Genomic DNA, 25572 nt, shown 5'->3' with positions numbered 1-25572 from the left:
GATTACTGTCCCTGTTCCTTGTACTTCGCTTCGGTGACGGCCTTCTGCGGGCGCCACCAGTCCTCGTTATCCCGGTACCACGCAATGGTGGCTTCGATGCCTTCGTCGAAGTTGGAGAACTGCGGTTCCCACCCGAGCTCATCCCGCAACTTGGTGGAGTCAATGGCATAGCGCAGATCGTGGCCGGGCCGGTCGACAACATGGTCATATGCATCCGGGGCCTGGCCCATGTGCTTGAGGATGAGTTCAACGACTTCTTTGTTGTTCTTTTCGCCGTCGGCGCCAATCAGATAAGTCTCACCAATCTTGCCCTTTGCGATGATCGCCAGCACAGCCGAGGAATGGTCGTTGGCGTGGATCCAGTCCCTAACGTTTTCACCCTTGCCGTAGAGCTTGGGACGAATTCCGTCGATAACGTTGGTGATCTGCCGTGGAATGAACTTTTCCACGTGTTGATAAGGACCGTAGTTGTTGGAGCAGTTGCTGATCGTGGCCTGAAGGCCGAACGAGCGTACCCACGCCCTCACCAGGAGATCGGAACCGGCCTTGGTGGACGAGTACGGGCTTGAAGGGTTGTAGGGTGTCTGCTCGTTGAAGCGCTCCGGGTCATCCAACTCCAGGTCTCCGTAGACCTCGTCCGTGGAGATGTGATGGAAGCGCTTGCTGTACTTACGCGCTGCTTCAATCAGCGTGTAGGTGCCGATGATGTTGGTATCCAGAAACGGGCGCGGATCGTGCAGCGAGTTGTCATTGTGCGACTCGGCAGCGTAGTGAACCACGATGTCGGAAGCGGCTACAAGACCGTCGACAACGGCGGGGTCTGCGATATCGCCCTGAACAAACGTGAACCGTTCCTGCGGAAGGCCCCGCAGCGACTCGAGATTGCCTGCGTAGGTCAGCTTGTCCAGAACCGTGACGTGGTGTTCGGTGTTTTCCAAAACGTAGTGGACAAAGTTCGAGCCGATAAAGCCGGCTCCGCCGGTCACGAGAAGTCGCTGCATAATTCCCTAGACTACCGGATTTGCTGCTGCCCCAAGCGAAGGGAAAGATGGGGGCATGCGCGGAATAATACTTGCCGGCGGGACCGGCTCCAGGCTTCATCCCATCACGCTGGGTGTCAGCAAGCAATTGGTACCGGTCTACGACAAGCCAATGATCTACTACCCGCTTTCGACGCTGATCCTTGCAGGTATCCGGGACATCCTTATCATCACCACCCCGCATGACGCGGACCAGTTTGAACGCTTGCTCGGAGACGGCTCCCGGTTTGGCGTCTCCATCACATACAAACAGCAGCCTTCTCCTGATGGGCTGGCCCAGGCGTTTGTGTTAGGCGCCGACCACATCGGCGACGACAGTGTCGCCCTGGTCCTGGGCGACAACATCTTCTACGGCCAAGGTATGGGCACGCAGTTGCGCCGGTTCAAGACCATCGATGGGGGAGCAGTCTTCGGCTATTGGGTCAAAGACCCGTCCGCCTACGGTGTTGTGGAGTTTGACGACAATGGTAAGGCGCTCTCTTTGGAGGAGAAGCCTGCGGTACCTAAGAGCCACTACGCCGTTCCGGGACTTTATTTCTATGACAACGACGTGGTTGACATCTCAAAGAATTTGAAGCCCTCTGCTCGCGGAGAACTTGAAATCACTGACGTCAACCGTGTTTACCTTGAGGCCGAAAAGCTGCAGGTTGAAATTCTGCCCCGCGGAACGGCGTGGCTGGATACTGGGACCTTCAATGACCTCAACGACGCCTCGAACTTCATCCGGACGGTTGAGAACCGGCAGGGCCTGAAGATAGGTGCCCCTGAGGAAATTTCATGGCGGCTCGGGTTCCTGACCGATGACGAGCTTCGCGAAAGGGCGGAACCGCTGGTCAAGAGCGGCTATGGGGCGTACCTGCTGGAGCTCTTGGCTGAAAAGTAAGCGTTTCCGGGCGTGAACAAAGAAAAGGTTGAAGCCGCGCTTCAACCTTTTTCTTTGCCGTTGCCTGGACCAACCGATTCAGGCTTGGCTGCTGGCTGCTGGCTGCTCCTACTCCTGCCTCCGCATCAGCAGCCACAGCCGCTACCGGCGGCTCGTGCTGACGCTTGTCCCGGTGGTGGGGCTCCAGGTGATGGAACCGCCCTGGTAGTTCTGGTAGCAGGCCCCATTTGCCAACGTGCAGGACGTCGCCGCGATGGGGTAACCAAGGAAACTGTTTTCATAACCCAGGCTGGCGTACCGTGCACGAATCGCGCCGGTGCTGGGCTGAGCTCCCGTAGATTGCGACCACAGCATGGCTCCTCCTTGGAAATTCTGGTAGCAGCCACCGTCGCGTATACCGCAGACCACGGCCCCCGTGGGATATCCCAATTCGCTGAGCTCGTAGCCCATTGAGCCCCACTTGGACCTGATGGGTCCGTTGGGGCTTATCTGTGCCCCCGTGGCGGGGGACCAGAGGATGGCCCCGTTTTGGTAGTTCTGGTAGCAGCCGCCGTCTTTCAGCCCGCAGACCTGGTTACTGGTGGGGTATCCGAGCGAACCGTTCTCGTTGCCTGTTGTGGCCCAGAGTGTGCGGATTGGTCCTGAAAGGCTGGTTTGGGCACCGGTGGCGGGGGACCAGAGGATGGCCCCGTTTTGGTAGTTCTGGTAGCAGCCGCCGTCCTTTAGCCCGCAGACCTGGTTACTGGTGGGGTATCCAAGAAAACCATTTTCGTAACCTGTTGTGGCCCAGAGTGTGCGGATTGGTCCTGAAAGGCTGCTTTGGGCACCGGTGGCGGCCGACCAGATGATCGCCCCGCCTTCGAAGTCCTGGAAGCACCCACTGCCGGCCAGACCGCACGTTTGAGGGCCGGTGGGATATCCCATCAGACCGCTCTCGCCCCCTTGCTGAAGCCACAACGTGCGGATCGGTCCTGTGGGACTCAATTGAGCTCCAGTGGCGGGTGACCAGACGCTGGCGCCCTTCTCGAATACTTGCCGGCATCCACCGTTTTTCAGGCCACAGGATTCATCCTGCATGGGATACCCGAGGGGGCCCGCTTCCCGGCCGGAGGATCGCCAGGCTGACTCCATGTCGCCCCAAACGATGTGTGTTCCGTTGGCCGCGGAGCTGGCGATGCTGCCTGTTTGAAAGCTTTGGAAACACCCGCCGTCCCGCAGCCCGCACATCGTGTCGCTGGTCGGGTATCCCAGAGGTCCCGCTTCGAATCCGGACTTCTGCCAAGCTGTCCGGATAGGACCGTTGAGGCTGAGTTTGGCTCCGGCGCCCGGCGACCACAAGATGGCACCCGACTGGAAGTTCTGGTAGCAACCTTGAGCGGAGAGACCACATACCTGGCTTCCCATCGGATAGCCCATGGGTCCGTTTTCAAAGCCCGAGTTGGCCCATGCCGTTCGGACCGGCCCCTTCACGCTGACTTGCGCGCCCGTGCCCGAGGTCCAGATGATCGCCCCGTTCTGGAAGTCCTGAAAGCAACCGCCGTTCTTCAGGCCGCATACGACAGCAGACATTGGGTACCCAAGCATTCCGTTTTCGAAACCGGTTGCTTGCCAGGCGGTCCTGATCGGACCCGCAGGGCTCGGCTGGGCTCCGCTGGCAGGCGACCAGATCACCGCACCGTTTTGGTAGTTCTGGTAGCACCCGCCGTCGCGCAGACCGCAAACTATTGCCGATGTCTGGGCCCCCAGTTCCGGTGCGCGGGCTCTGACGTCACTAATGCCCTGACTTGCGGCGAGCGGGATAGCGGTTCCAGCGAAAGCCTTGAGCCCGGCATAGTCTCCATTCCAGACGTTGGAGTCGCCCGCAAAGGGGCCGGTGCTGCTGTACTGCCAGATACTGTATGTGCCCCAGCTTCCCGTGGGGATTGCGCCGGCGTCATTGGTGGCCGAGTAGGGGTAGGCCGCGACCCAAAGCGGATAGTCGCCAAAACCAGTGGGATTGCCCAGGCACTGGTTCCACCAATTCGTATTCGTATAGATCACGGGCAATCTGCCGGTGAGCGACCTCATCGTGTTTCCGAAGTCCTGGACCCAGGATGTCAGCTGCGCCTGGGACATGCCGTAGCAGGTGTTGCCAAAATAGAAGCCATTAATCGTCCGGCCCTCGTAGGGATTGAACTCAAAGTCGAGAACCGGCGGCATCGTATAGCCGTCCCCGGACCAACCACCACCGTTTTGAACGAAATAGCGTGCCTGGTCTGCCCCGGACGACCAGTTGGGGATGGCAAAGTGATACGCGCCCCGGATCATGCCCACGTTCCGTGCGCCCTGGTACTGAGAGCTAAAGAGGTCGTTCGTAAAGTAGTTGCCCTCGGACGCCTTCACGTACGCAAATCTTGCGCCCATGTTCCACTGTTGCTGCCAGTCCACACTCGTCTGGTGTCCGCTCACATCAAGTCCTTGCACGCCAAACGTCGGCATCCAGGTTCCTTGCGCAGTAATTGACTCAGCGCCGAGTTTCTTCAGTGGGTCGGAGTTTGATGCTGTGACCCTTGCAGACCGCTGACCCATCTCAGCTCCACCTGCACCAATGGCTTCAGCCATGGTCTGTGACGCAGCGGGGGATGGCGACGGTTTCGCACTCACCGCCGGGGCAGGTTCGGCAGTGCCGGTAGCCAGCAACGAGGGTGAGGGCGACTGCGACGGCGAATTTTGTCCGCCGGCGCTGGAGGTGGCTGAGGGTGTGGGTGCGGGACTGGAGTCGACGGCAAAGGCAGTCCCATTTAGACCGGGTCCAGTTAATAAGGAGCAGACAAGAGTAACGAGCCCCAAAGACTTAAGGACTGGGCGACGGGACTGAGACAGGTTCCGCTTCATATATGCTCCGGAGACAATGCGGCGCTCCCCCAAGCGCCTCTTTGGATACTGCTCAGGTGCTTTCCCCAGGAAGGCACCTGATAGTGCTATTTCGATAAATAACGCGCTCACCATAGCACCGGTGTTACTGACGTAACTAGTGATTCTCATGTTACTGATGTGAATCCTGCGCTTCCTAGTGGGAAATCCTGAGGTCCTGGTGGGATCCTGTGCTTCCTCTTATCCACAATCGGGGATCGATGACTTGTTGCGTGCGGACCCTCTACTTAAGCTGTACCCAGTCGCACTGCCTCCGCCGGGGGCGGCAGTTGTATGGGGGAACATATGGACGCGCTGGGAATTGTCGAGGACGAGGTCCGTGAGCTCATCCGCCGCCGCGGGCTGGATCCGCTCAGGCAAGCCGGAGAGGTCCGCAGGCTGGTGGAAGCAGCCGTCACCGACTATGACGAGCGCGCTCTTATGGGGCCGCTTCCGCCTCTTGGCCCGCTGGACGCAGCCCGCAGATTCCTGTTCGATGCCGTAGCGGGCTTCGGGGTGCTCCAACCACTGCTCGACGACCCGTCAATCGAAGAGATTTGGCTCAACGCCCCGAACGAAATCTATGTGGCACGCAACGGCGAGTCAGAGCTGACATCGTTGAGCCTCTCCGAGCAGCAGGTGCGCGACTTGGTTGAACGCATGCTCAAGAGCTCCGGCAGGCGCCTTGATATGTCATCTCCCTTTGTCGATGCCGCGCTGCCCGACGGATCCAGGCTCCACGTAGTCATTCCAGATGTGACTCGGCGCCACTGGGCGGTAAACATCAGAAAGTTCGTTGTGAAGGCCAGTCGCCTTGAGCATCTGGTGGAGCTGGGAACGCTGACACCGCAGTCGGCACGATTTCTCGGCGCAGCGGTGTCCAGTGGCCTCAACATCCTTGTGTCAGGGGCAACGCAGGCAGGCAAAACGACCATGCTGAATTGCCTGGCGGCGAGCATCGGAAGCCGGGAGCGCGTCATCACTGTGGAAGAAATCTTTGAACTGCAGTTTCCGCTCCGGGACGTCGTCGGGCTCCAGTGCAGGCAGCCAAACCTCGAAGGTGAGGGTGAAATTCCACTCCGCCGCCTGGTGAAGGAAGCCTTGCGCATGCGCCCGGACCGGCTGGTGGTGGGGGAGGTGCGGGAAGCCGAGAGCCTGGACATGCTGATTGCCTTGAACTCGGGCTTGCCAGGAATGTGCACCGTCCACGCTAACTCGGCCCATGACGCCGTCACCAAGATTTGTACGCTGCCGTTGCTGGCCGGGGAGAACATCTCCAGTGCCTTCGTGGTCCCCACCGTCGCGTCCTGCATCGATCTCGTGGTGCACTGCAGCAGGCATACGGACGGCCGGCGGCAAGTGACTCAAATCCTGTCGTTGGGCCGTCGCGTGGAAAACGGCATCATCGAGTCGTCCTTGATCTTTGCCCTGGAGAATGGACTCCTGCAGCCTCGGGCCAATTCCATGCCGGCCGCAGAGAAGTTTTCGCGGGCGGGATACGACGTCGCGACGCTGCTGGATCCGCGATGATTCCGGCGCTGGTGGGGGCGGCGTTAGGGATAGGCCTCTTCCTCGTATGGTGGTCCTGCTGGGAAACGCCGGACCGCGGGCACCGCGAGCGCAAGCCCAGCCGCCTGGCCGACCTGCTCGCCGCTGCCGGGGTCGATAGAGTCTCAACCCGTGGCTTGGCGGGTACTTGCCTGGGGCTGGGGATCTTCGTGGCACTAATCTTCTATGCGCTCAGCCGTTCGTGGCCCATTGCCGGATGCTTTGGGCTTTTCGGCTCGTGGCTGCCCATCACCATCCTCCGTTGGCGGGCCAAGAAGAGGACGGCCATGCTCCGTCAACTTTGGCCTGACGTCGTCGATCACCTCCGGTCGGCGATCCGGGCTGGCCTGCCCCTGCCTGAGGCCCTTATCCAGCTTGGAGACAAGGGGCCTGAGGAACTGCGGCCCATCTTTCGTGAGTTCGGCGCTGACTACCGCGCCGGTGGCCAATTCGATGGCTCTCTCAACAAACTGAAACAGCGGTTGGCCGACCCCGTGGCCGATCGGATCATCGAAGCGCTGCGGCTGACCCGGGAAGTAGGCGGCTCAGACCTTGGGAAGCTCCTGGGCACCTTGGCCGAATTCCTGCGTGAGAATGCCCGGACCCGCAGCGAGCTTGAGGCGCGGCAATCCTGGACCATCAATGCAGCCCGGCTTGCCGTCGCAGCACCTTGGATCGTGATGATCCTCCTCGCCACCAGGCCGGAAGCAATCCAGGCCTACAACACGCCGATGGGCGCTGCGGTCCTGCTCGGCGGCCTGGTGGTCTCGCTGGTTTGCTACGCAGTCATGTTGAAGATTGGGGCCCTGCCGCAGGATGAGAGGGTCCTCCGTTGATCACCGTCCCGCCTGCAGCAATCTTCTGTGGAATCGGACTCGGCCTCGGATTGTGGCTCGTGATCTTCCGGTCACCTCCAATGCGTGCAATGACACTCTCGGAGCGCATTGAGCCCCAATTGAAGGCGCAGAACCTGGAGTCACGGCTCCTGCGCGCCGGCGAGCAGAACCTGACACCTTTCGGTCCGCTCGAACGGATTCTCCGCCCTGTCATTCGGGACTGGCTCTCGGCGTTGGGAAAACTCAACCCCTCGCCTGGAGCGACAGTGCGGCGCCTGGCCCAGGCAGGGATTAACAAGTCATCCATCGACTTCCGCGCGGAACAGTTGCTGTGGGCGGCAGCCGGTTTTGTCCTCTCGCTGACCTTCATCCTCATCGGAGCCGTAGGGGGCCGGTTCAGTCCGCTCTTCGCAGCTGCGGTAGTAATCGGCAGTGCTGCAGCAGGTTTTGTGCTGCGGGACTACTGGCTGGGTGTTCAGGTGCGTCGGCGGGAAGCACGGATGATGGCAGAGTTTCCCAGCCTGGCTGAACTGATGGCCCTGGCGGTCGGCGCTGGGGAGAGCGCAACAGGGGCTTTGGATCGTGTTTGCAGAAGTGCCAAGGGTGAGCTGTCCAAGGAATTCTCGAAAATCCTCGCGGAGACAAGAGCCGGCAAGCCATTGGTCCTCGCGTTGCAGGAGTTCTCCGCGCGCACCGATCTCGCGCCGCTGGTCAGGTTCGTTGACGGGATCATCGTTGCGGTGGAAAGAGGAACACCCCTCGCAGACGTGCTCCGGGCGCAGGCACAGGACGTACGCGATTCGGCGAAACGGGACCTGATGGAAGCCGCAGGAAAAAAGGAAATCGCGATGATGGTGCCGCTGGTTTTCGGGGTGCTTCCCTTAACCGTCGTGTTTGCCGTTTTCCCCGGCCTGGCGGCAATCAACCTGGGCTTTTGATGGGGAGAACAACCGGTAGCCCAAACCCGTAGCCAATACTGAAGCCCACCTTAGAAAACAGGAATAGGACACAAGATGAAAACCATGGGAACCCGCTGCGCGATGCTGCTTCTTGGCCTTACGGCTTTGCTACAGCTAAAGGTGCCTGCCAGGGCGCGACGCCGCACGGGGGGACAGTGCCAGCATCGCAAGGGAGACCACCAGTTGCCATCGGTAAGCCCAAGCGATAACCCGGAGCGCGGCGACGTTCCCGGATGGGTCATGATAACCCTGATGTCCGCAGTCCTGGTTGCAGCCCTGCTGGCGCTCGCGGGCCCCGCTTTGGAGACCATGTTCAACCAGGCAATGGACAAGGTGGGGAACTGAACCATGACGACGTCCGCTCACGCCCCCGTGCAGCCAGAGCTGCCCCGGCTGGGCGAGCGGGGTTCAGCCGTGGTGGACTTCGTCCTGGTTGGCGGGTTGCTGACCATGTTCTTCCTTGCGATTATCCAGCTGACCCTGGTTCTCCATATCCGCAACACACTCATTGATGCTGCGGCCTCTGGTGCCCGTTACGGGACACTCGCTGACCGCAACGCCTCCGATGCCGTGGAACGGACGCGCAGCCTCATCGGCATGGCCCTGAACGAGGGGTTTGCCGAACAGGTCAGTACGCGGGAAGTAACGGTGCAGGGCATGCGCACCCTGGAAGTAACTGTCCGGTCCCCAATGCCGGTTATCGGATTCATTGGTCCGCGGGACATGCTGGAGGTGAAAGGGCATGCGGCTGTTCAGCCCTGACCCAATCTGCTCCCGCCCCTTTCCCCGCTCCCGTGAAAAACCCGTCTCGAATCCGTTCCGGTTCCGGACCCGCCTGGCAGAGGCCCTTGGCAGGGAGAGCCCCGGAAACAAGCAAATGGGGCGCACATGCCCGCGCCCCAGGCCTAGCCACCGTGAGCACCAGCAGCAGGGTTTCGGGCATGAGTGCCAAGGGCGCACTCATGAAGACGGAAGTGCCGTCGTCGAGTTCACCTTCCTTGCGCTCTTGCTCATGGTTCCGCTGGTGTACTTCGTAATCACCGTCGGTCAAATCCAAGGCGGTTCGTTCGCCGTGGTGGGAGCCGCCGACCAGGCTGCAAAGGTTTATGTGGCCCAGCCCGACGCCTCCACCGCACGGGCGGCTGCTGAGCAGGCCGTGGCCCTGGCACTCTCCGACTTCGGGCACCAGGCGGGTAGGGCCAGCATGACTACCACCTGCAACCCAGCTGACTGCCAGGCGGCCGGCACCACGGTCACGGTGACGGTCAGCCTGAACGTGCCGCTGCCGTTCATACCGTTTGCCGAGGGAATGTCCGCTACGGAGGTTGAGGCGTCCTCCACCCAACTGGTGGGGAGATATCGGTGAATCGCGGCGAAACGGACGAGAGCGGACAGGTGATGGTGATGATCCTCGGCTACATCGTCCTGGCGCTCTTGGTGGCGACGGTCGTCACCGGAATATCTGCCGTCTATCTCGAACACAAGCGCCTGCTGTCTTTGGCGGACGGAGCCTCGCTGGCGGCGGCCGACAGTTACACGCTGGGCGAAGTCACATCCCAGGGCGGCAGCCCTTCGGCTGTCCTGAACCCGGCCCGTGTCCGGAACGTCGCTGCCGATTTCGTCGCAAGGAGTCCTGCCTCGCAGCGTTTCTCCGGTCTTGCCGTCGTTGGGGCGACTGGTACGCCCGACGGGTCCACCGCCGTCGTCGTCCTTGTGGCAGCCGTGCACCCACCTGTAGTGAACTTCCTCATTCCCGATGGCATCCGCATCGAGGCGACGTCCACCGCGCGCTCGCGCATGATCCGCTGAGGAATGCACAAGCTGCATTAAGCGTGACGCTGCGCCGCCAACGCAGGGCCGTATCCGCCGATAGCGTAGGGTTAAACCACCATGGCCAATATTGATTTTTCCGCTGAAATCCGCGCGCTTCGCGCCACCTACGAGTCCATTGAACGCGTCAGTGACGTGGAGACACTCAAGGAAGACATCGCCGAACTCAGCGAGCGGGCAGGGGAGCCGGACCTTTGGGACGATCCCGCAGCCGCGCAGAAAATCACCTCCAGGCTTTCCCACCGCCAGTCCGAACTGGAGCGCCTGACCACCCTCGCATCCCGGATCGACGATCTTGAAGTGCTGGTGGAACTTGGCCAGGACGAGGACGACGCCGACTCGATGGGCGAAGCCGCGGCGGAACTCGAGTCCGTCAAGAAAGCCCTCAAGGACCTGGAAGTAGTCACGCTGCTCTCCGGCGAATACGACGAACGCGAAGCCGTGGTTTCCATCCGCGCCGGGGCTGGAGGCGTGGACGCCGCAGACTTCGCCGAGATGCTCATGCGCATGTACCTGCGCTGGGCTGAACGGCACGGCTACCCCACAACCGTCATGGACACCTCCTACGCAGAGGAAGCCGGACTCAAATCGGCCACCTTCGAGGTGAAGGCGCCCTACGCGTACGGCACCCTGAGTGTGGAAGCCGGAACCCACCGTCTTGTCAGGATCAGCCCGTTCGACAACCAGGGCCGCCGTCAGACGTCCTTCGCCGCCGTCGAAGTCATCCCGCTGATCGAGCAGACGGACTCCATCGAGATCCCGGACAACGAAATCAGGGTGGACGTGTTCCGCTCGTCCGGCCCGGGCGGCCAGTCGGTTAACACCACCGACTCTGCCGTCCGCCTCACCCACATCCCCACAGGCACCGTGGTTTCCATGCAGAACGAAAAGTCACAGCTGCAGAACCGCGCCGCCGCCATGCGCGTGCTGCAGTCCCGGCTCCTGCTGCTGAAGAAGGAGCAGGAGGATGCGGAAAAGAAGGCGCTGGCCGGCGACGTCAAAGCGTCGTGGGGCGACCAGATGCGCTCCTACGTCCTGAACCCGTACCAGATGGTGAAGGACCTGCGCACCGAGCACGAAGTGGGCAACACCTCCGCGGTGTTCGACGGCGAAATTGACGACTTCATCGACGCGGGCATCCGCTGGCGTACTGACAACCGCAACGCCGACAAGTAACCCGCGGGTCTGGGCGGGAGGCAGCCGATCCGGCGACACGCCCCCGAAAGCAGGCCCAACCACCCGGCATCCTGCGTATAGTCGAGGGGCCGGGGCCCTACTTTCCCCAAACGAAAACCCGTGCACCGGCTGCAGAACTGGGCTGCATCAAAAGAATCAGCCATGCCCTGCAGGGTACTTAGGGCCATGATCCGATTCGAAAATGTCACCAAGGTTTACGACCAGAAAGCCCGTCCGGCGCTGGACTCCGTCACCCTTGAGATCGACCGTGGCGAATTCGCCTTCCTCGTCGGCGCGTCCGGCTCCGGAAAGTCCACCTTCCTCCGCCTGGTGCTGAAGGAAGACCGTGCCACGTCCGGCGCTGTTTACGTCGCCGGCCAGAATGTCGCAAAGATTTCCAGTTGGCGGGTCCCGCGCCTTCGCCGCGGGATCGGCGTCGTCTTCCAGGACTTCCGACTCCTGCCGCAGAAGAACGTGTTCGCCAACGTGGCTTTCGCCATGCAGGTCATCGGCAAGAGCCGCAGTGTCATCCGCGACACCGTGCCCGAGGTCCTCAAGACCGTGGGCCTGGAAGGCAAGGAACACCGCATGCCGCACGAGCTTTCCGGCGGCGAGCAGCAGCGCGTGGCAATCGCCCGTGCAGTGGTCAACCGGCCCGGGATCCTCCTCGCGGACGAACCCACCGGAAACCTGGACCCCACCACGTCCATGGGCATCATGGGCGTCCTGGACAAGATCAACCAGAACGGAACCACCGTGGTGATGGCCACGCACGACGACGACATCGTCAACGAGATGCGCAAGCGGGTGGTTGAGCTCAAGAACGGCGTGGTGATCCGCGACGAAGCCAAGGCCTTGTACACGTCGATGATTCCCGTCGTCGGACAGTCCCGGCGTCTGAAGGACGCCAGCGGCAGGGAAGCGCCCGACGGCGGTCTGCCGGGCAACGGCGCCGAAGGCGAGGCCCAGCGGTGAGGCTCGCATTCATCCTGTCGGAGATCGGCAGCGGCCTGCGCCGCAACCTTTCCATGGTGGTCTCGGTCATTCTGGTGACGTTCGTGTCCCTCACCTTCGTGGGTGCGGCAGGAATGCTCCAGATGCAGATCAACCAAATGAAGGGCTACTGGTACGACAAGGTCCAGGTGGCCATCTTCCTGTGCAGTGAAGGCTCGACGGCGCCCGGCTGCGCTTCCGGGCCGGTCACCCCTGAGCAGCAGCAGGGCCTGAACGCCCTCCTGGAGTCCCCGGCCGTGGCGCAGTACATCAACGACTTCCAGTTCGAGTCCAAGGATGAGGCCTACAAGCACTTCAAGGACCAGTTTTCGAACTCGCCCATCGTCGATTCCGTGACGCCGGACCAGCTGCCGGCATCGTTCCGGATCAACATGAAGGACCCGGAGAAGTACCAGATCATCAGCGAGACGTTCTCATCGCAGCCCGGTGTGGAGACGGTGATTGACCAGCGCCAGCTGCTCGAACGCCTCTTCTCGGTGATGAACGGGGCCTCCCTGGTGGCGGTCGGCATTGCCGGCGTCATGATCGTCTGCGCCATCCTGCTGATCGCCACCACCATCAGGTTGTCCGCCTTCAGCCGGCGCCGGGAGACCGGGATCATGCGTCTTGTCGGTGCCTCGAAAACAGTGATCCAGTTGCCGTTCATCCTGGAAGGCGTCATCGCAGCCGTCATTGGCGCTGCCCTCGCCTCGGGCACCCTGTGGGCAGTGGCGCAGTTCTTCCTGGGCGACTACATGTCCCGCCAGTACCCGGATACAGCCTTCATCTCATCCGGCCAGACCCTGATACTCGTTCCGGCGCTGCTGATCCTTGGCGGATCCTTGGCAGGAATTTCGTCTCTCTTGACCTTACGTAGATATTTGCGCGTTTAGGCTGTGCACACCGACCAAGGAATGCCGATGAACCTAACTGATGAAACCTTGCCCCGCCCCCGGCGCAGCCGAGAGCGGTCCGCTGCCCGCCGTTTGGGGATCGTCAGCGGCGTGCTCACCGTCATCCTCACAGCCGGGATGGCCCTTGCCACTCCCGTCGCCTTCGCAGACGACCTCGAAGACCGCAAAGCCGCGCTCGAGGCCGAAGCTGCCCGCGTCCAGGCCTCCCTTGAGTTCGTTGATTCCCGGATCGCGAAGGCCGCCGGCGACCTGGTGATCTACCAGGGCCAGTTGCCCGGCGCACAGCAGGCCCTCCTTGAAGCACAGGGGCGGGTCGCCGGCGCCGTCAAGGAAGTTGAAGCACTGTCCGCCCGCGTGGACATGGCCCAGCAGAACAAAGCCAAGATCACCCAGCAGCTGGAGACGGACAAGCAGAAGATCGCCGACACCAAGAAGCTGATCGGGCAGATCGCCACACAGGCCTACAAATCCGGCGGCGTTCCCTCCAACCTGTCGCTCTTCTTCGGATCCAACAGCGGCAGCAGCCTGACCGAAACCATGGACCTCGCGGACCAGGCCATGCGCAGCCAGAACGCCGCCATGGACAAGCTCAGCCAGCAGAACGCCACCAACGTCAACTCGCAGGCACGGCTTCAGGCCGTGGAAGCGGAGATCAAGGACCTCAAGGCCAAGGCCGACGCCGCGCTGGAGCGCGAGAAGGCCGCACGCGACGAAGCTGCCGCCAAGAAGGCGCAGGTGGACCAGCTGATTGCCGACACCACCCGCCTCGATGCAGAGCTCCAGGCGGCCAAGCCCGGCATCCAGGCCCAACTCGCCGGTGTCCAGGCCAACCAGAACCAAGTAGCGAACGAAATCGCCGAACGCGACCGCAGGGCCCGTGAGGCGTGGGAAGCCGAGCAGCGCAGGCAGGCCGCGGCAGCAGCTGCCGCGGCAGCAGCGGCGGCGGCCGCCGCAAACCGCCCGGCACCCCCCGCCCAGCCGTATGTCCCACCCGCTGCAGGATCGCCGTCGGCCTTTGGCCTTCGCCATCCTTTCGACGGCAGCATCCCTATCACCTCAGGTTTTGGGTACCGGACCACACCCCCGGGAACCATCGACTTCTACGGCACCGGCGGATACATGCACACCGGAATCGACTTTGGTGCCGCCTGCGGCACCCCCGTGTACGCTGCAGCTGCCGGTGAAGTCTTCAGCTCAGGCTGGAACTCTGCCGACGGCGGCGGTTGGCGCGTCAAGATCGACCACGGCGTGGCGCAGGGCAACACGCTCACCACCATCTATTACCACAACTCCAGCATCGTGGTCTCGAACGGGCAGCGGGTCTCCCAAGGCCAGCTCATTGCCTACTCCGGCAGTACCGGCAACTCCACGGGCTGCCACGCCCACTTCGAAACCTGGCTCAACGGCGCCGCCGTCGATCCCATGGGTCTGCTGTAGGGGCCAGGCACTGCTGCCGTAGACTGATATAGCTCCGCGCCGCAGGCCCGGAGGCACCCGACCTGAAACCCGAGGAGTTCTCCCGTGCCTAAAGAAAGTGGCCGTAAGGTGGTGGCCACCAACCGCAAGGCCCGGCACGATTATCACGTGCTGGACACGTACGAGGCCGGCATCGCGCTGATGGGCACCGAAGTGAAGTCCCTGCGCGAGGGCCATGCCTCCATGGTGGACGGATTCTGCACGTTCTACAACGACGAGTTGTGGATGGAAGCCATCCACATTCCCGAGTACAACCAGGGCAGCTGGACCAACCACGCGGCCCGCCGCCGCCGCAAGCTGCTGCTGCACCGGGAAGAACTGATCAAGATCTCGCACAAGGTGCGGGAGTCCGGTTTCACCATAGTGCCGCTCCAGCTGTACTTCGTGGACGGCAAAGCAAAGGTGGAAATCGGTGTGGCCCGCGGTAAGCGCGAGTACGACAAGCGGCAGACGCTGCGTGAGCAGCAGGACAACCGGGAAGCCCAGCGCGAGATGCGCGAACGCAACCGGCGCCGGTAGGAATTATTCCTGCGGGACATGCGTTAGTATGGGTAGTCCGGCAGGCTTGCCAGCCGGTTTGGTAACAAAATACGGGGATGATCGGTTTCGACGGTGTTAGTCGCGACAGGTGAAGCGGGCCGAGGATGCAGAATTATCTCGTAAACGCTTTCTGCAAACCAATAAGTGCCGAATCTAAGCGCACTGACTTCGCTCTTGCTGCCTAAGCAGTAAGACAGTCCGTCAGCCCGGGGTTGCTATCGCCCCGGATCCTGGCGTCATTTAGATAGCCACTGCTGTTTGCTCCCGTCATCGGAGTAAACGGGACTTTTAGATGACTGGGCCCGGATCAGCCAGCTGTTTGCGGCATGGCTGGGGCCGAGAAAATCCGACGCAAACTGCGCCCGGAGAAGCCCTGACAACACGACATCGGACGGGGGTTCAATTCCCCCCATCTCCACCCGTGGTGAATCGGGACATCCTTAACGGATGAGCCCAGTCATCATTAACACCCCGGTCTTCGGACCGGGGTGTTTTTCTTTGCCCAACCTATTTGGTTGCAGTCTCTGAGCTCAACCGTGTTTAGGCCCTCGTTGGATCCGTGCGGCCTGCAGGCTGGATGCTCGTCGCCATCCCCGTCCCTCTTCGCCACCGGCCTAAGCCGGCGACGAAGCACCGCCGTGCTCCGTAAGCTGCCGGAGTGACTTCCCCTGGGAGAGCCATGGCGGTTATTTAGAGAAGCGGACCCAAGCAGGACGTCTTATTGCCGGGCCTCGTTGAATCGCTGAGCCAGGACAGGAACCAGGGAATGGATGTAGCTGCGGGCGGCATGATCGTTGTCGAAATAAACCTGCAGACCGCCTATTACTGCGTAACAGCGTTGATCATCGCAGAACTGATCCGACAGATCGATGACCTTAACATTTGCCCGGCCCATGCTTCTGGCCGCGTTCACGATTGGGTCCGGTGCCAAGGCCTCTTTTCGCCCGTTTACGCAGTTTAACGGCTGTTGCTGATTGAGTGCGACGCAGTCGGGGCTGGTGTGGCGCAGTGTCAGCGGGGGATCCCGGAAGACGAAGACTTGAGTGCCCGCCGACGTCCAATCAAGAAATCTCTTGCTAATGCCGTCGTTGTATTGATCCATCTGCGGGCGGCCGGTACCGTCGTCGATCGTTTCAGCTGCCCCGAAGGATGACGCGAAAACCATGTCGGGCTTTTCCTTAACGATCCGTTCCGTGACCTGCGCGCTCCACGCCAGGCACCGTTGCTGTGAGTGCAGGTCCGCGGACGCGCCCATGAAGGCGACCCGTTTAACGTCGATGAAGGGACAACCCCCCAACAGCGACTCCTTCAGCTTCCACTTGTGAAGCCTTGCAAGCTCGTATAGAGCAGCCTTCCACTGCTCGGCATGCGAGTCCCCGACCAGCCACACAGTTGCTTCAGATTGCTCCCCACCAGTGAAATCGCAGTCAGCCAGGATTTTTTGACCCTCATAGACTATTGGGTCAGCTGACGGATGGCATTCGGGTGCGTTGAACCACGGTGCTTCGTTCGGGCCTACGTTTGCGACTTGCGCGGCGCCGAACGGGTCGCTGCAATTGTTTCGCGGGTCCAGGCTGCGTGCCCCGTGACATGGGTCTCCGAAAAGACTCTGAAGTTTCGCCGCTTCGGCCTCCTGGGCTTTGCCGAAGCTCAGCAAGAGGCCACCGCACAGTGCACATACGACTGCTGCTGTCACTGCCATGACCGCAAAGACGCGGGTGGGTCTGGTTCCCCGCAGGAGTTTCGTGCGGCCAGGGTCCTCAACGAATTTCTTGGAAACATACGAAAGCCCGATGGCCACCACCAGAATGACCAATTTGTCTCGTGTCCCCAGCGAGTGGCCCAACAGTGCGGGCGCCAAGACGATCATCGGCCAGTGCCACAAGTAGAGGGAGTAGGACACGTCACCAAGAAACTGGATGGGCCTGGCGGCAAGAAACTGGTTAGCCGACCAGAATGGACTGTTCGGCCCGGACGCGACCACAAGGAGAGAACCGGCAACGGGGACCATCGCGGCGAAGCCCGGAAAGACCGTCTGCTCGTTGTACGTAAAGGCGGAGTAGGCTATCAACCCGTATCCGAGCCATTGGGCCGCGCCCGAGAGCGCCAAGTGGCTGTTGGGCAGCCGCAGGCGAAAGGCTGCCATTGCGTGTGGGCCTCCGATCGCTATCAAGGCGCCGGCGCCGAACTCCCAAGCGCGTGCGGGCGTGACAAAATAGGCTGCGCTCCTATTGGAGTAGGTGAACCAGATGCAGAACGCGAACGCGAGGGCAGCGACCAACGCGACACCCAGTGCCAGCAGCGCCCGTCGGCGTAGGCGCAGCCGTATCGCGATCATGTACAGCCCAAGAAACAGTAGTGGCCAGACCAGATAGAACTGTTCCTCCACCGCGAGAGACCAAAAATGCTGCACCGTTGAAGCAGCTTCACTGTGGGCCGAGTAATCCACCGCTTTGGCCGCCAGAACCCAGTTTTCGACATACAAAACTGACGCAACGGTTTCTTGGGCTACGGCAAGCCAGCGCGAGAATGGCAGCAGTGCCCACGCGGCCAGCAGAGAAACGGTGCCAACAAGGGTTGCGGCAGGAAGCAACCGCTTAATACGCCGCGAGTAGAACTGTCCGAGGTTGATACGGTTTAATCGCTCCAGTTCGCCGAGAAGGTGTTTGGAGATCAAATAGCCCGAAATTACGAAGAAGACATCGACACCGACGTAACCGCCGGGAAGCCGTGCCGGCCATAAATGGTTCAGGACCACGAGCCCAACCGCCAGGGCGCGCAGGGCCTGAATATCCTTGCGGGTCGCGTTGACCGTTTCTGTTCTTCGCGCTTCCGCGCGGGTTCGCAACACGACCGTTCCGGTCACAGGTACTCCTTGTCAATCTTCGTTTGCGCGCAGCGCACCCGGCGCGCTCGGTAGCGGCACGGATTGTAGGCCCTGATGCTCTGCACATAATGCTTGCCCTGATGAGGCGACACTCGGAGACAGACAGCGCCCAGGGGCCTCCACTTCGCCGGGCAGCACCCTATGCACGCGGACATAGCTGGACGAATTCCGGCCACCTGGCAGCGGTAGAGTCGGTGAGGTCAGAAAAACAAGCGAGCCTGCTTCCGGGCCGCTGTTGCAACCCCCCGGGGGTACTTTAGCACCGCGGTATGACCACGATGGCCCGCCTTGGCCGAACCAAGTACCAATGAAGACCCTCCATCGTTCACAGAGGACAGACAAATTCCTCGACGCCTACGACACGTTCTCCAGGGCTGCCGAAACCAAGGCGCTCAAGGTGATCCTCACATCCTGATGAGGGAAGTTCCGGTGCGGTTCCCGGCGGCTACAGCCAGTCGGCAGAGAAATCGAGGGGCGGCCACCAGCGGGTTCGCGACCTGATGGCGAACCGGCGGCCGGTGATGTCCGTGGGGGTAAGGACCACGAGATGGTCCTTGATCCCCGGCTCCCACGGTTCCCGGTCGGCGTCGTCCGGAAGGCGCATGGTGGTTTCCTCGAATGGCTGCGCCCAGCCCTTGGCAACGACGCTCCAGACCTCCGTGGCATACGGGTTGAGTCCGTCCACCTCCAAGGCAGCAACCGTGCCCTGAAGCAGGGCCCGGAGCTTGGTCCCCGGTGCCGTGCGGAACACGAGGGTTTCTCCGGCAACTGAAAAGTTCACGGGAAAGATCTCCGGAACGTCACCGTTGATGACCGCCAGCCGCCCTATGTAGGAGGACCGAAGGTACCGCCAGCACTCATCGGCGTCCAGTATTTCTGTTTGAGACCCTGCAGGGGAGTCGGTCATGCTCCGATCCTAGAGCCTTGACGGGAGCCGCGCACGGGCGGGAAGGAGGCCGCGCCGGCAGGGGAGGCCCGGCGTGCTGTGTTCACCCATGGCGTAGCTGCAACGGGACTTGAATCCGCCCGTCTGTCGTTGTTCCCCGTAAGGACCCGGAAGGGCCACGCCACTGCCGGGATCGGCATGAAGCTGGAGGTGCGCCATGGAGCAGGCGCGGGAATTTACACCACCGGAGGACGACGACGTCCTGGACTCATACTCGCAAACCGTGATGCGGGTGGCGGCAGCCGTCACACCCCACGTGGCAGCCATCGAAATGACCGCCAATCGCCGCAACGGAAGGGTCAGGGTAGGCGCCGGCTCGGCCGTGCTTTTCACCGAGGACGGGTACTTGCTGACAAACTCCCATGTCGTGGCCGGGACGCAGAAAGGGCACGCGGTCTTCGGGGACGGGAGCCGGATGGAGCTTGAGTTGGTGGGAACGGATCCGCTGTCCGATCTTGCTGTGGTCCACGGCTCGCGGCCCAAAATCCGGCCAGCGGAGTTTGGCAACGCGGAATCCCTCCGGGTGGGCCAGTTGGTGGTCGCCGTCGGAAATCCGCTGGGCCTGGCAGGTTCAGTCACGGCGGGGGTAGTCAGCGGCCTGGGCCGGGCCATCCCGGTCTGGGCGGGCGGCAACCGGCGGGTCATCGAGGACGTCATCCAGACAGACGCCGCCCTGAACCCCGGAAACTCCGGGGGAGCGCTGGCGGATACCCACTCCAGGATTGTCGGCATCAACACCGCAGTGGCCGGCGCCGGCCTGGGACTGGCGATACCGATCAACGCCACCACCCGCCGGATCATCTCCGCGCTGCTGTCCGACGGGAGGGTGCGCCGCGCCTACCTGGGCCTTGTCAGCACCCCCATCCAGCTCAACCCCAGCGCGGTGATCCGCAGCGGGCGGCGGGAAGGGCTCCGCGTCGTAGAGGTACTGCCTGGCTCGCCGGCCGACAAGGCAGGCCTGTTGGCCGGCGACATCATCGTCACCGCCGGAGGCCGCCCCGTCAACAACGCTGAAAGCCTGCAGCGGCTCCTGTTTTCCGATGCCATCGGCGAGCCGCTCGATGTGGCCGTGCTGCGCGACGGCACCGAACTGCACCTCACCGCCGTCCCGGACGAAATGACGGGCAACGGCGCTGCATGATGCCCGACGGCGGCACGAACGTGCGCGGGCACGTCACCGGGCACATCACCGGACACAGCGACTGGGCCTATCGGCAGGGCGCGTCGGCGGGGAAATCCTAAGGGCTGACTGGAGGCGCTTCCACGTCCACAATGCCTACGAAACGCGTCCCGACGTCGTCGTACTCGCTGCGGATGGCGCCGGGGCGGACGGCCGGAACGTCGGACGGCGCGTGGTGGCTGCACACCACGTACGTGAAGTCCGGCCACCATTTCTTGGGCCTGGCCGCCTCCTCATAACCGCAGACCGCGCATTCCAGGTGCACCCACACGGGCCGCTTGCCCGTCCGGTTGGCACGCGACTGCACCAGCCAGGGCGGAGGATTGTCCAGGATGGCGCGGAGTTCGGCTTCCGTCATCCACTTCGGCAGGCCGTGGCGCTGCGCCATTTCAAGGGGAACATCAAGGGTTATTGCGGCGTCGCGTCTGCTGATCATCACCTTCCACCATACGGGAGGCCGCCAAATCGCCGGCGGTCAGGTCCGCCGGAACAGGCGACCCTAGGCGGCCAGCGCAATCCCTGCGGCCGCGGCAGCGAAGCCAAGGCCCAGGTTGACTGCCACGTTCAGGGCCGCGGAACCGAACCGTGCTTCACTGAGCAAACGGATGGTGGCGGTGGTCCAGGAACTGAAGGTGGTCAGTCCGCCGGCCAGCCCGGTGGCCAAACCCGCCTGCCATTCCGCGCCCAGCCCCAGCCTGCCGGTCAGGCCGTGGGCCAGGCCGATAATGAAGCACCCTGCGACGTTGACCACCAGCGTGGCCCAGGGCCAGTGCAGAGCCGAACGTCCGCCAGCGTGGCCATCCGCACGGACGCTGCGGATGCTGCTGTGGTGTGCAAACCAGCTGTCGATCCCGAACCGCAGGAGCGCGCCGGCCACGCCAAAGACTCCCACCAGGGCTGCCGTGGTCATTGCAGTCCAAGGTTCCGGGCGATGAGCCTGCCGGAGCGCCAGCCCAGGCCGGCAGCCGCAAGACCGAGAGCCAGTGACAACCCCAGATAGGCGAGCCAGACCGGGTGCGCACCTGCGCGTGCCAACTGGTCGGAGGCGAAGATGACTGCGGAAAAGGTGGTGAAGGAGCCCAGCAGCCCCGGCCCGATGCCGGCGCGCAGCCAGAATGCCGTATGCGGGCGGGCCATCCAGACGGTGGTCAGCGCAGCGAGGGCGAAGCTGCCGGTGATGTTGATCCCCAGCGTGGCCCACGGGATCGATTCGGGCACGTCCGGGAAAGCGAGCCCCAGCCCATAGCGCAGCTCACTGCCGATCAGCCCGCCCGCGGCGACAGCCAGCCAGGCACGGCCCGTGGGCATCGCCACGTCAGAGTCCGTCCAGGGTGCAGCCGGGGTGCGGGGCGTCGCTGGAGACCCACAGCGCGGAGGCGATTTCGTCAGCGAGGTCGAACTCGCGGGCGCCGCCCGGACCGCCGATCCGCACCACCAGGGCGCCCCCGAAGGGCCGGCGTCCCACCACCTCAACATCGGCATCCAGGTCGATGTCCTGGGCGGCAAGGTAGCGCAGCAGCTCAGGATTGTCATCGCTGATCCGGGTGATCCTGCCGGCATGTCCGTCGTCCAGTTCGGCGAGAAGGTGTGCCCGCGGCATCAGCACCTGTCCGTCCGCTGTGGGAATGGGATCCCCGTGCGGGTCACGCTTAGGGTCCCCCAGCCTGGCGGCGACGCGTTCAATGAAAGTGTCCGACACTGCGTGTTCGAGCTGTTCAGCCTCATCATGGACTTCGTCCCAGCTGTAGCCGAGCCGCTGGACAAGGTACGTCTCGATCAGCCGGTGGCGCCGGACCATGGACAGGGCCAGCCGCAGGCCGGCCTCGGTCAGCGTGACGGCGCTGTAGGGCTTGTGGTCCACCAGGCCCTGGTCCTTGAGCTTGCGGACCATTTCCGAAACCGAGGAATTGGCCACCCCCAGCCGCTGTGCAAGCTGGGAGGACGTGATGGGCTTGTCCTGCCATTCCGTGAACGAATAAATGACCTTGACGTAATCCTCGATCGAGGAGGAGGGCGCGCTGGTCTTCACACGCCCAAGCCTACCGGCTCTGCGGGCGCCGTATGGGAAGCGCGTTCATGCCTTGACGGCCCGCCAGGCCAAGGTCAGGTAGGGAAGGTCGATTTCCTGGTCAGGGGTGTAGGCCAGGTGTTCGTGCAGGTACCAGTCCAGGTTGGCCAGGACCTTCGCCCGCGTTGACTCGCCGGCCCGCAGGTAGTAGCTGCGGGATTTGGTAAGTTCCATCAGGTCCGTGGTGCGCACTTTGTCTTGCCAGTGGGTGACATGCCCTTCGAGCCCTTGGAATTCAGGTCCGACGACGGGTTTGTGGCCCGGCCGGTACACGTCGCCTGCGTGCATGATCCGGGAGAGCCGGTGCACCCAGGGAACGGAAGTGTCCAGCTGGTTCCACACCAGGCCCAGGGTTCCGTGCGGGCGCAGGACGCGGGCCAGTTCGGTGCTTGCCGCCAGGGCGTCGCACCAGTGCCACGCCTGGGCAACGGTGGCGACGTCGAAGCCGGCGTCGGGCAGGCCTGTCACCTCGGCAGTCCCCGGCACTGCCGTGGCAGCCGGGTAGTGTTCCGTGAGCTGGGCGAGCATGTCCGCGGAGGGGTCCACAGCGGTGACCTCGAGCCCCATCTCCAGCAGCAACGCGGTGAACTTTCCGGTACCTGCGCCCACGTCGAGGGCATCCCGGGCATTGGCCGGCACCAGCCACCGGGCTGACTCTTCGGGGTAGCCGGGCCGGACGCGCTGGTAGTGCCGGCCGCCGTCCTGGAAGCTCTGCCCGAGCTCCCTGCGCCGTCCGTGATCAAGCTTGGGGCCACCCCGGATCACGCGTGGCCTCCTTCAGTCAACATCCTGCGGTACCTTTCGAATTTACCGCATCCACCCTGGCCGAAGGATCCATGGCTGAACCAGCCCCTGGCCGGTCAGGTGGTCAGTCGTCGATGCAGGGCGCTGCGCCGGCCGTACCGGGCGTGTTGGGCGCCCAGTGCGGGTAGGTGCGGGAGTCGTTGGCAGGAACCCAGCGGCCCGCGTCCACCACGTAGTCCCAGCCCAGCCCGCTGCTCCGCAGGGCGCGGATGCCGGCCAGCAGGCGTTCGGCATCCTCCAGGCGTGAACCGACGCCGAAGCTGGCGCGGAGGGAACCGGAGGGCAGGCCCAGTCGCTTGAGCAGGGGATGGGCGCAGAAGCGCCCGTCGCGCAGGCCCACGCCATGCTCTGCGGAGAGGTATGCCGCCACCAGTCCTGCGTCGTATCCCTCGACGGAGAAGTTGACCACCCCGATGGTGTCCGTTTCGGGGTTGGTGTCCTTGAAGATCTGGTGGACGGTGACGCCGTCGATCTCCTGCAGGCCATCCACCAGGAAGGAACGGATGGCGGACTCGTGGGCGTGCCAGCGTTCCGGGTCCAGTCCGGCAATGACCTGGGTGGCGCGGGCCAGGGTGGCGGCTCCCAGGACGTTCGGCGAGCCCCCCTCATGGCGGGCCGGGCCGGTGGCCCAGCTGACGCCGTCGAGCCTGGCTTCCTTGACCGCACCGCCGCCGGCGAGGTGCGGGACGCCCGCGTCCAGCCAGTCCGGTCGCCCCACTAGGACGCCGGCACCGAAGGGCGCGTACAGCTTGTGGCCGGAGAAGGCGAGATAGTCGACGCCGTCGGCGCTGATGTCCACGCGGCGGTGCGGGGCGAGCTGGGCGGCATCCACCACGATCCGTGCGCCATGTTCATGGGCCAGCGCGGCCAGGGCCCGGATGGGCAGGATCTCGCCGGTGACGTTGGAGGCACCCGTGACCGCGAGCAGGCTGACACCGCCCTGTGCAAGTTCGGCCCGAAGAGCCTCGAGGGTGCCGGTGATGGTGTCGGCGGCGACGATGCTGCGGTGCGGGACGCCCTGCCACGGCAGCAGGTTGGCATGGTGTTCGATGTCCAGGTAGAGCACTTCGCCGTCGTGGCGGCCATCGGTTACCGGCAGGCAACCGGCCAGCAGGTTCAGGGAATCCGTGGTGTTGCGGGTGAAGATGACCGAATCATCCGCGCGGCCGCCCACGAAGTCCCTGACGATGCTGCGCGCGTTCTCGTACACCGAGGTGCTGATCTGGGAGGCGTACCCTGCTCCGCGGTGGACGCTCGCGTAGTAGGGGAGGATCTCGTTCAGGTAGGCGGAGACCACGGACAGCGCTGGGGCGGAGGCGCCGTAATCGAGGTTGGCGTACCGCACGTGGCCGCCCGAAATCAGGGGTGCCTGGATTTCGGCGCCGGTGACGGCAGCGAGCGGACGGCCGGCAGCGGCACGGCGTTCGTCGGGAACAGCAGCTTCGGCAATAACGGGCTTGGGGGAGACGGTGGCAGTTGTCACAGAGACCTCACTTGATGACAGGACTCCGCCATGGGGGAATCCGCGCTTGCCGCATCCGCTCCGGACCGGCCTGGTCGTCACCCGGGGCACCCCACCGCGAATGGAGGGTTGCCGGCCAGCAAACCGGGGTTTTGCGCTGGCACTCGTGACCTGCCTAAAAGCGTAGGACATGGGGCGGCCAGGATTGAAGCCGCGGCGATTATTAAGTGCTTTGTTACGCGGCGCCGAATAAACGACGCCGGACACCTCCACAGGAGGGTGTCCGGCGTCGCATTATTCGATTTTTCCTGGAAGGCGCGTCAGTTACAGCAGATCATCCAGGTACGGGTTGAGGCGGTGAAGAACCTCCGAATGCAGGATTGAGTTCGTGGCCAGGGCGTTTCCGCCGAACGGGCCGTCCTCTCCTTCCAGCGAGGTGAACCGGCCGCCGGCCTCCACGACGATTGGCACCAGGGCAGCCATGTCGTAGAGATTGAGCTCCGGTTCGCAGGCAATGTCCACCGAACCCTCGGCCACCATGCAGTACGACCAGAAATCGCCGTACGCCCGGGTCCGCCACACGTCCTCGGTCAGTCCCAGGAACTCGTCCAGGTTTCCGCGTTCCTTCCACCCGCCCAGGCTGGAGTAGGAGAGGGAGGCATCGGACAGCTTTGCCACGTTGGAGACGCGGAGCCGGGTGGCGGCGGCCAGGGACCTGCCCATGTAGGCTCCCATGCCTTTCGCCGCCCACCAGCGCTTGCCAAGGGCCGGGGCGCTGACCACGCCCACCACGGGCTCACCCTCGTCCACGAGGGCGATCAGGGTGGCCCATACCGGGACGCCGCGGACAAAGTTCTTGGTCCCGTCGATGGGATCGATGATCCAGCGCCGCGAACCGTGGCCGGTGCTGCCGAATTCCTCGCCCAGGACGGCATCGCGGGGGCGCGAACGGGAGAGCTGGCCGCGGATGGCTTCCTCGGCGGCCTTGTCCGCGTCGGTGACCGGCGTCAGGTCCGGCTTGGTCTCAACGTGGAGGTCCAGGGCCTTGAAGCGGCTCATGGTCTGGTCATCCACGGAGTCGGCCAGGACATGGGCCAGGCGCAGGTCATCGTTGTAGCTCGAAGCGGGTTGGATCATG

The 25572-nt window shown here is 63.1% G+C and carries 25 protein-coding genes, 1 other RNA gene and 1 riboswitch; of the genes, 15 read left to right on the top strand and 11 right to left on the bottom strand.

Features of this window, described 5'->3' with window-relative positions:
* Positions 1-2: 2 nt before the first annotated feature.
* Complete coding sequence (gene rfbB / locus Q9R31_RS01060; protein WP_311260922.1) at positions 3-1001, bottom strand: dTDP-glucose 4,6-dehydratase; 999 nt, start codon at positions 999-1001, stop codon at positions 3-5.
* A gap of 55 nt (positions 1002-1056) precedes the next feature.
* Here rfbB and rfbA point away from each other — a divergent pair, with 55 nt between their 5' ends.
* The gene (gene rfbA, locus Q9R31_RS01055; protein ID WP_311260921.1) at positions 1057-1923 is read left to right on the top strand and encodes a glucose-1-phosphate thymidylyltransferase RfbA; all 867 of its coding nucleotides are present in this window, start codon (positions 1057-1059) and stop codon (positions 1921-1923) included.
* Between the two features lie 141 nt (positions 1924-2064).
* Here rfbA and Q9R31_RS01050 read toward each other — a convergent pair whose 3' ends face one another.
* Positions 2065-4401, bottom strand: a complete 2337-nt coding sequence (locus Q9R31_RS01050; RefSeq protein ID WP_311260920.1) for a GH25 family lysozyme — start codon at positions 4399-4401, stop codon at positions 2065-2067.
* Between the two features lie 720 nt (positions 4402-5121).
* Between Q9R31_RS01050 and Q9R31_RS01045 the strand changes: the two genes are divergently transcribed.
* The 13 genes from Q9R31_RS01045 to ssrA all read left to right on the top strand — a co-directional run bounded on the left by Q9R31_RS01045 (position 5122) and on the right by ssrA (position 15508).
* Positions 5122-6345: an ATPase, T2SS/T4P/T4SS family gene (locus tag Q9R31_RS01045; RefSeq protein WP_311260919.1), complete on the top strand. Its 1224-nt coding sequence runs from the start codon at positions 5122-5124 to the stop codon at positions 6343-6345.
* Positions 6342-7199 carry a type II secretion system F family protein gene (locus tag Q9R31_RS01040; RefSeq protein ID WP_311260918.1) on the top strand — a complete coding sequence of 286 codons (858 nt, stop codon included), beginning with the start codon at positions 6342-6344 and terminating at the stop codon, positions 7197-7199. The genes Q9R31_RS01045 and Q9R31_RS01040 overlap by 4 nt, the downstream gene beginning before the upstream one ends.
* The gene (locus Q9R31_RS01035) at positions 7196-8137 is read left to right on the top strand and encodes a type II secretion system F family protein (protein WP_311260917.1); all 942 of its coding nucleotides are present in this window, start codon (positions 7196-7198) and stop codon (positions 8135-8137) included. Before Q9R31_RS01040 ends, Q9R31_RS01035 begins: the two co-directional genes overlap by 4 nt.
* 75 nt (positions 8138-8212) lie before the next feature.
* On the top strand, positions 8213-8503 hold the full coding sequence (locus tag Q9R31_RS01030; protein ID WP_311260916.1) for a hypothetical protein: 291 nt from the start codon (positions 8213-8215) through the stop codon (positions 8501-8503).
* Positions 8504-8506: 3 nt separating this feature from the next.
* A complete protein-coding gene (locus tag Q9R31_RS01025; RefSeq protein ID WP_311260915.1) occupies positions 8507-8920 on the top strand; it encodes a pilus assembly protein in 414 nt (137 codons plus the stop codon).
* A 262-nt stretch (positions 8921-9182) separates the two neighbouring features.
* Positions 9183-9524: a hypothetical protein gene (locus Q9R31_RS01020; protein ID WP_311260914.1), complete on the top strand. Its 342-nt coding sequence runs from the start codon at positions 9183-9185 to the stop codon at positions 9522-9524.
* Positions 9521-9967: a Tad domain-containing protein gene (locus Q9R31_RS01015; RefSeq protein ID WP_311260913.1), complete on the top strand. Its 447-nt coding sequence runs from the start codon at positions 9521-9523 to the stop codon at positions 9965-9967. The genes Q9R31_RS01020 and Q9R31_RS01015 overlap by 4 nt, the downstream gene beginning before the upstream one ends.
* An 81-nt stretch (positions 9968-10048) precedes the next feature.
* Complete coding sequence (gene prfB / locus Q9R31_RS01010) at positions 10049-11164, top strand: peptide chain release factor 2 (protein WP_311260912.1); 1116 nt, start codon at positions 10049-10051, stop codon at positions 11162-11164.
* Between the two features lie 186 nt (positions 11165-11350).
* Positions 11351-12139 (top strand): cell division ATP-binding protein FtsE, encoded by a 789-nt coding sequence (gene ftsE / locus Q9R31_RS01005; RefSeq protein WP_311260911.1) that lies wholly within the window; start codon positions 11351-11353, stop codon positions 12137-12139.
* A complete protein-coding gene (gene ftsX, locus Q9R31_RS01000; protein ID WP_311260910.1) occupies positions 12136-13050 on the top strand; it encodes a permease-like cell division protein FtsX in 915 nt (304 codons plus the stop codon). Before ftsE ends, ftsX begins: the two co-directional genes overlap by 4 nt.
* A 27-nt stretch (positions 13051-13077) precedes the next feature.
* Complete coding sequence (locus Q9R31_RS00995) at positions 13078-14508, top strand: peptidoglycan DD-metalloendopeptidase family protein (RefSeq protein ID WP_311260909.1); 1431 nt, start codon at positions 13078-13080, stop codon at positions 14506-14508.
* An 84-nt stretch (positions 14509-14592) separates the two neighbouring features.
* Complete coding sequence (gene smpB / locus Q9R31_RS00990; RefSeq protein ID WP_311260908.1) at positions 14593-15066, top strand: SsrA-binding protein SmpB; 474 nt, start codon at positions 14593-14595, stop codon at positions 15064-15066.
* A gap of 73 nt (positions 15067-15139) precedes the next feature.
* Positions 15140-15508, top strand: a transfer-messenger RNA (tmRNA) gene (gene ssrA, locus Q9R31_RS00985).
* Positions 15509-15805: 297 nt separating this feature from the next.
* Here ssrA and Q9R31_RS00980 read toward each other — a convergent pair.
* Entirely contained in the window at positions 15806-17953 is a 2148-nt protein-coding gene (locus Q9R31_RS00980) for an acyltransferase family protein (RefSeq protein WP_311260907.1), read from the bottom strand.
* Positions 17954-18419: 466 nt separating this feature from the next.
* A complete protein-coding gene (locus Q9R31_RS00975; RefSeq protein WP_311260906.1) occupies positions 18420-18881 on the bottom strand; it encodes a pyridoxamine 5'-phosphate oxidase family protein in 462 nt (153 codons plus the stop codon).
* 196 nt (positions 18882-19077) lie between these two features.
* Between Q9R31_RS00975 and Q9R31_RS00970 the strand changes: the two genes are divergently transcribed.
* A complete protein-coding gene (locus Q9R31_RS00970; RefSeq protein ID WP_311260905.1) occupies positions 19078-20061 on the top strand; it encodes a trypsin-like peptidase domain-containing protein in 984 nt (327 codons plus the stop codon).
* A gap of 97 nt (positions 20062-20158) precedes the next feature.
* On the opposite strand, the gene Q9R31_RS00965 is transcribed toward Q9R31_RS00970, so the two are convergent.
* The 7 genes from Q9R31_RS00965 to hisN form a co-directional block, all read right to left on the bottom strand.
* Entirely contained in the window at positions 20159-20536 is a 378-nt protein-coding gene (locus tag Q9R31_RS00965; protein WP_311260904.1) for a hypothetical protein, read from the bottom strand.
* 63 nt (positions 20537-20599) lie between these two features.
* Positions 20600-21010: a CrcB family protein gene (locus Q9R31_RS00960; protein ID WP_311260903.1), complete on the bottom strand. Its 411-nt coding sequence runs from the start codon at positions 21008-21010 to the stop codon at positions 20600-20602.
* Positions 21007-21408, bottom strand: a complete 402-nt coding sequence (locus tag Q9R31_RS00955; RefSeq protein ID WP_311261611.1) for a CrcB family protein — start codon at positions 21406-21408, stop codon at positions 21007-21009. The genes Q9R31_RS00960 and Q9R31_RS00955 overlap by 4 nt, the downstream gene beginning before the upstream one ends.
* Before the next feature lie 7 nt (positions 21409-21415).
* A complete protein-coding gene (locus tag Q9R31_RS00950) occupies positions 21416-22129 on the bottom strand; it encodes a metal-dependent transcriptional regulator (RefSeq protein ID WP_311260902.1) in 714 nt (237 codons plus the stop codon).
* A gap of 45 nt (positions 22130-22174) precedes the next feature.
* Complete coding sequence (locus Q9R31_RS00945; RefSeq protein ID WP_311260901.1) at positions 22175-22933, bottom strand: class I SAM-dependent methyltransferase; 759 nt, start codon at positions 22931-22933, stop codon at positions 22175-22177.
* Positions 22934-23036: 103 nt separating this feature from the next.
* A complete protein-coding gene (locus Q9R31_RS00940; protein ID WP_311260900.1) occupies positions 23037-24455 on the bottom strand; it encodes an aminotransferase class V-fold PLP-dependent enzyme in 1419 nt (472 codons plus the stop codon).
* Between the two features lie 37 nt (positions 24456-24492).
* A riboswitch (SAM riboswitch) is annotated at positions 24493-24606 on the bottom strand.
* A 152-nt stretch (positions 24607-24758) separates the two neighbouring features.
* Complete coding sequence (gene hisN / locus Q9R31_RS00935; protein ID WP_311260899.1) at positions 24759-25571, bottom strand: histidinol-phosphatase; 813 nt, start codon at positions 25569-25571, stop codon at positions 24759-24761.
* Position 25572 lies beyond the last annotated feature (1 nt).

This window comes from Pseudarthrobacter sp. BRE9 (assembly GCF_031844305.1).
GTDB lineage: Bacteria > Actinomycetota > Actinomycetes > Actinomycetales > Micrococcaceae > Arthrobacter.
Note: the sequence above shows the minus strand (reverse complement) of the source record. Positions and strands in the feature narration are given on the sequence as shown.

Bases quoted from the DNA above. Each gene is read 5' to 3' on its own strand.
- rfbB (WP_311260922.1), bottom strand. From the start codon at position 1,001: ATGCAGCGACTTCTCGTGACCGGCGGAGCCGGCTTTATCGGCTCGAAC.
- Q9R31_RS01050 (WP_311260920.1), bottom strand. From the start codon at position 4,401: ATGCCGACGTTTGGCGTGCAAGGACTTGATGTGAGCGGACACCAGACG.
- Q9R31_RS00970 (WP_311260905.1), top strand. From the start codon at position 19,078: ATGGAGCAGGCGCGGGAATTTACACCACCGGAGGACGACGACGTCCTG.
- Q9R31_RS01045 (WP_311260919.1), top strand. From the start codon at position 5,122: ATGGACGCGCTGGGAATTGTCGAGGACGAGGTCCGTGAGCTCATCCGC.
- Q9R31_RS00965 (WP_311260904.1), bottom strand. From the start codon at position 20,536: ATGATCAGCAGACGCGACGCCGCAATAACCCTTGATGTTCCCCTTGAA.
- Q9R31_RS00975 (WP_311260906.1), bottom strand. From the start codon at position 18,881: ATGACCGACTCCCCTGCAGGGTCTCAAACAGAAATACTGGACGCCGAT.
- hisN (WP_311260899.1), bottom strand. From the start codon at position 25,571: ATGATCCAACCCGCTTCGAGCTACAACGATGACCTGCGCCTGGCCCAT.
- prfB (WP_311260912.1), top strand. From the start codon at position 10,049: ATGGCCAATATTGATTTTTCCGCTGAAATCCGCGCGCTTCGCGCCACC.
- Q9R31_RS00995 (WP_311260909.1), top strand. From the start codon at position 13,078: ATGAACCTAACTGATGAAACCTTGCCCCGCCCCCGGCGCAGCCGAGAG.
- Q9R31_RS01025 (WP_311260915.1), top strand. From the start codon at position 8,507: ATGACGACGTCCGCTCACGCCCCCGTGCAGCCAGAGCTGCCCCGGCTG.
- Q9R31_RS01040 (WP_311260918.1), top strand. From the start codon at position 6,342: ATGATTCCGGCGCTGGTGGGGGCGGCGTTAGGGATAGGCCTCTTCCTC.
- ftsE (WP_311260911.1), top strand. From the start codon at position 11,351: ATGATCCGATTCGAAAATGTCACCAAGGTTTACGACCAGAAAGCCCGT.
- Q9R31_RS01030 (WP_311260916.1), top strand. From the start codon at position 8,213: ATGAAAACCATGGGAACCCGCTGCGCGATGCTGCTTCTTGGCCTTACG.
- rfbA (WP_311260921.1), top strand. From the start codon at position 1,057: ATGCGCGGAATAATACTTGCCGGCGGGACCGGCTCCAGGCTTCATCCC.
- Q9R31_RS00960 (WP_311260903.1), bottom strand. From the start codon at position 21,010: ATGACCACGGCAGCCCTGGTGGGAGTCTTTGGCGTGGCCGGCGCGCTC.
- Q9R31_RS00955 (WP_311261611.1), bottom strand. From the start codon at position 21,408: ATGCCCACGGGCCGTGCCTGGCTGGCTGTCGCCGCGGGCGGGCTGATC.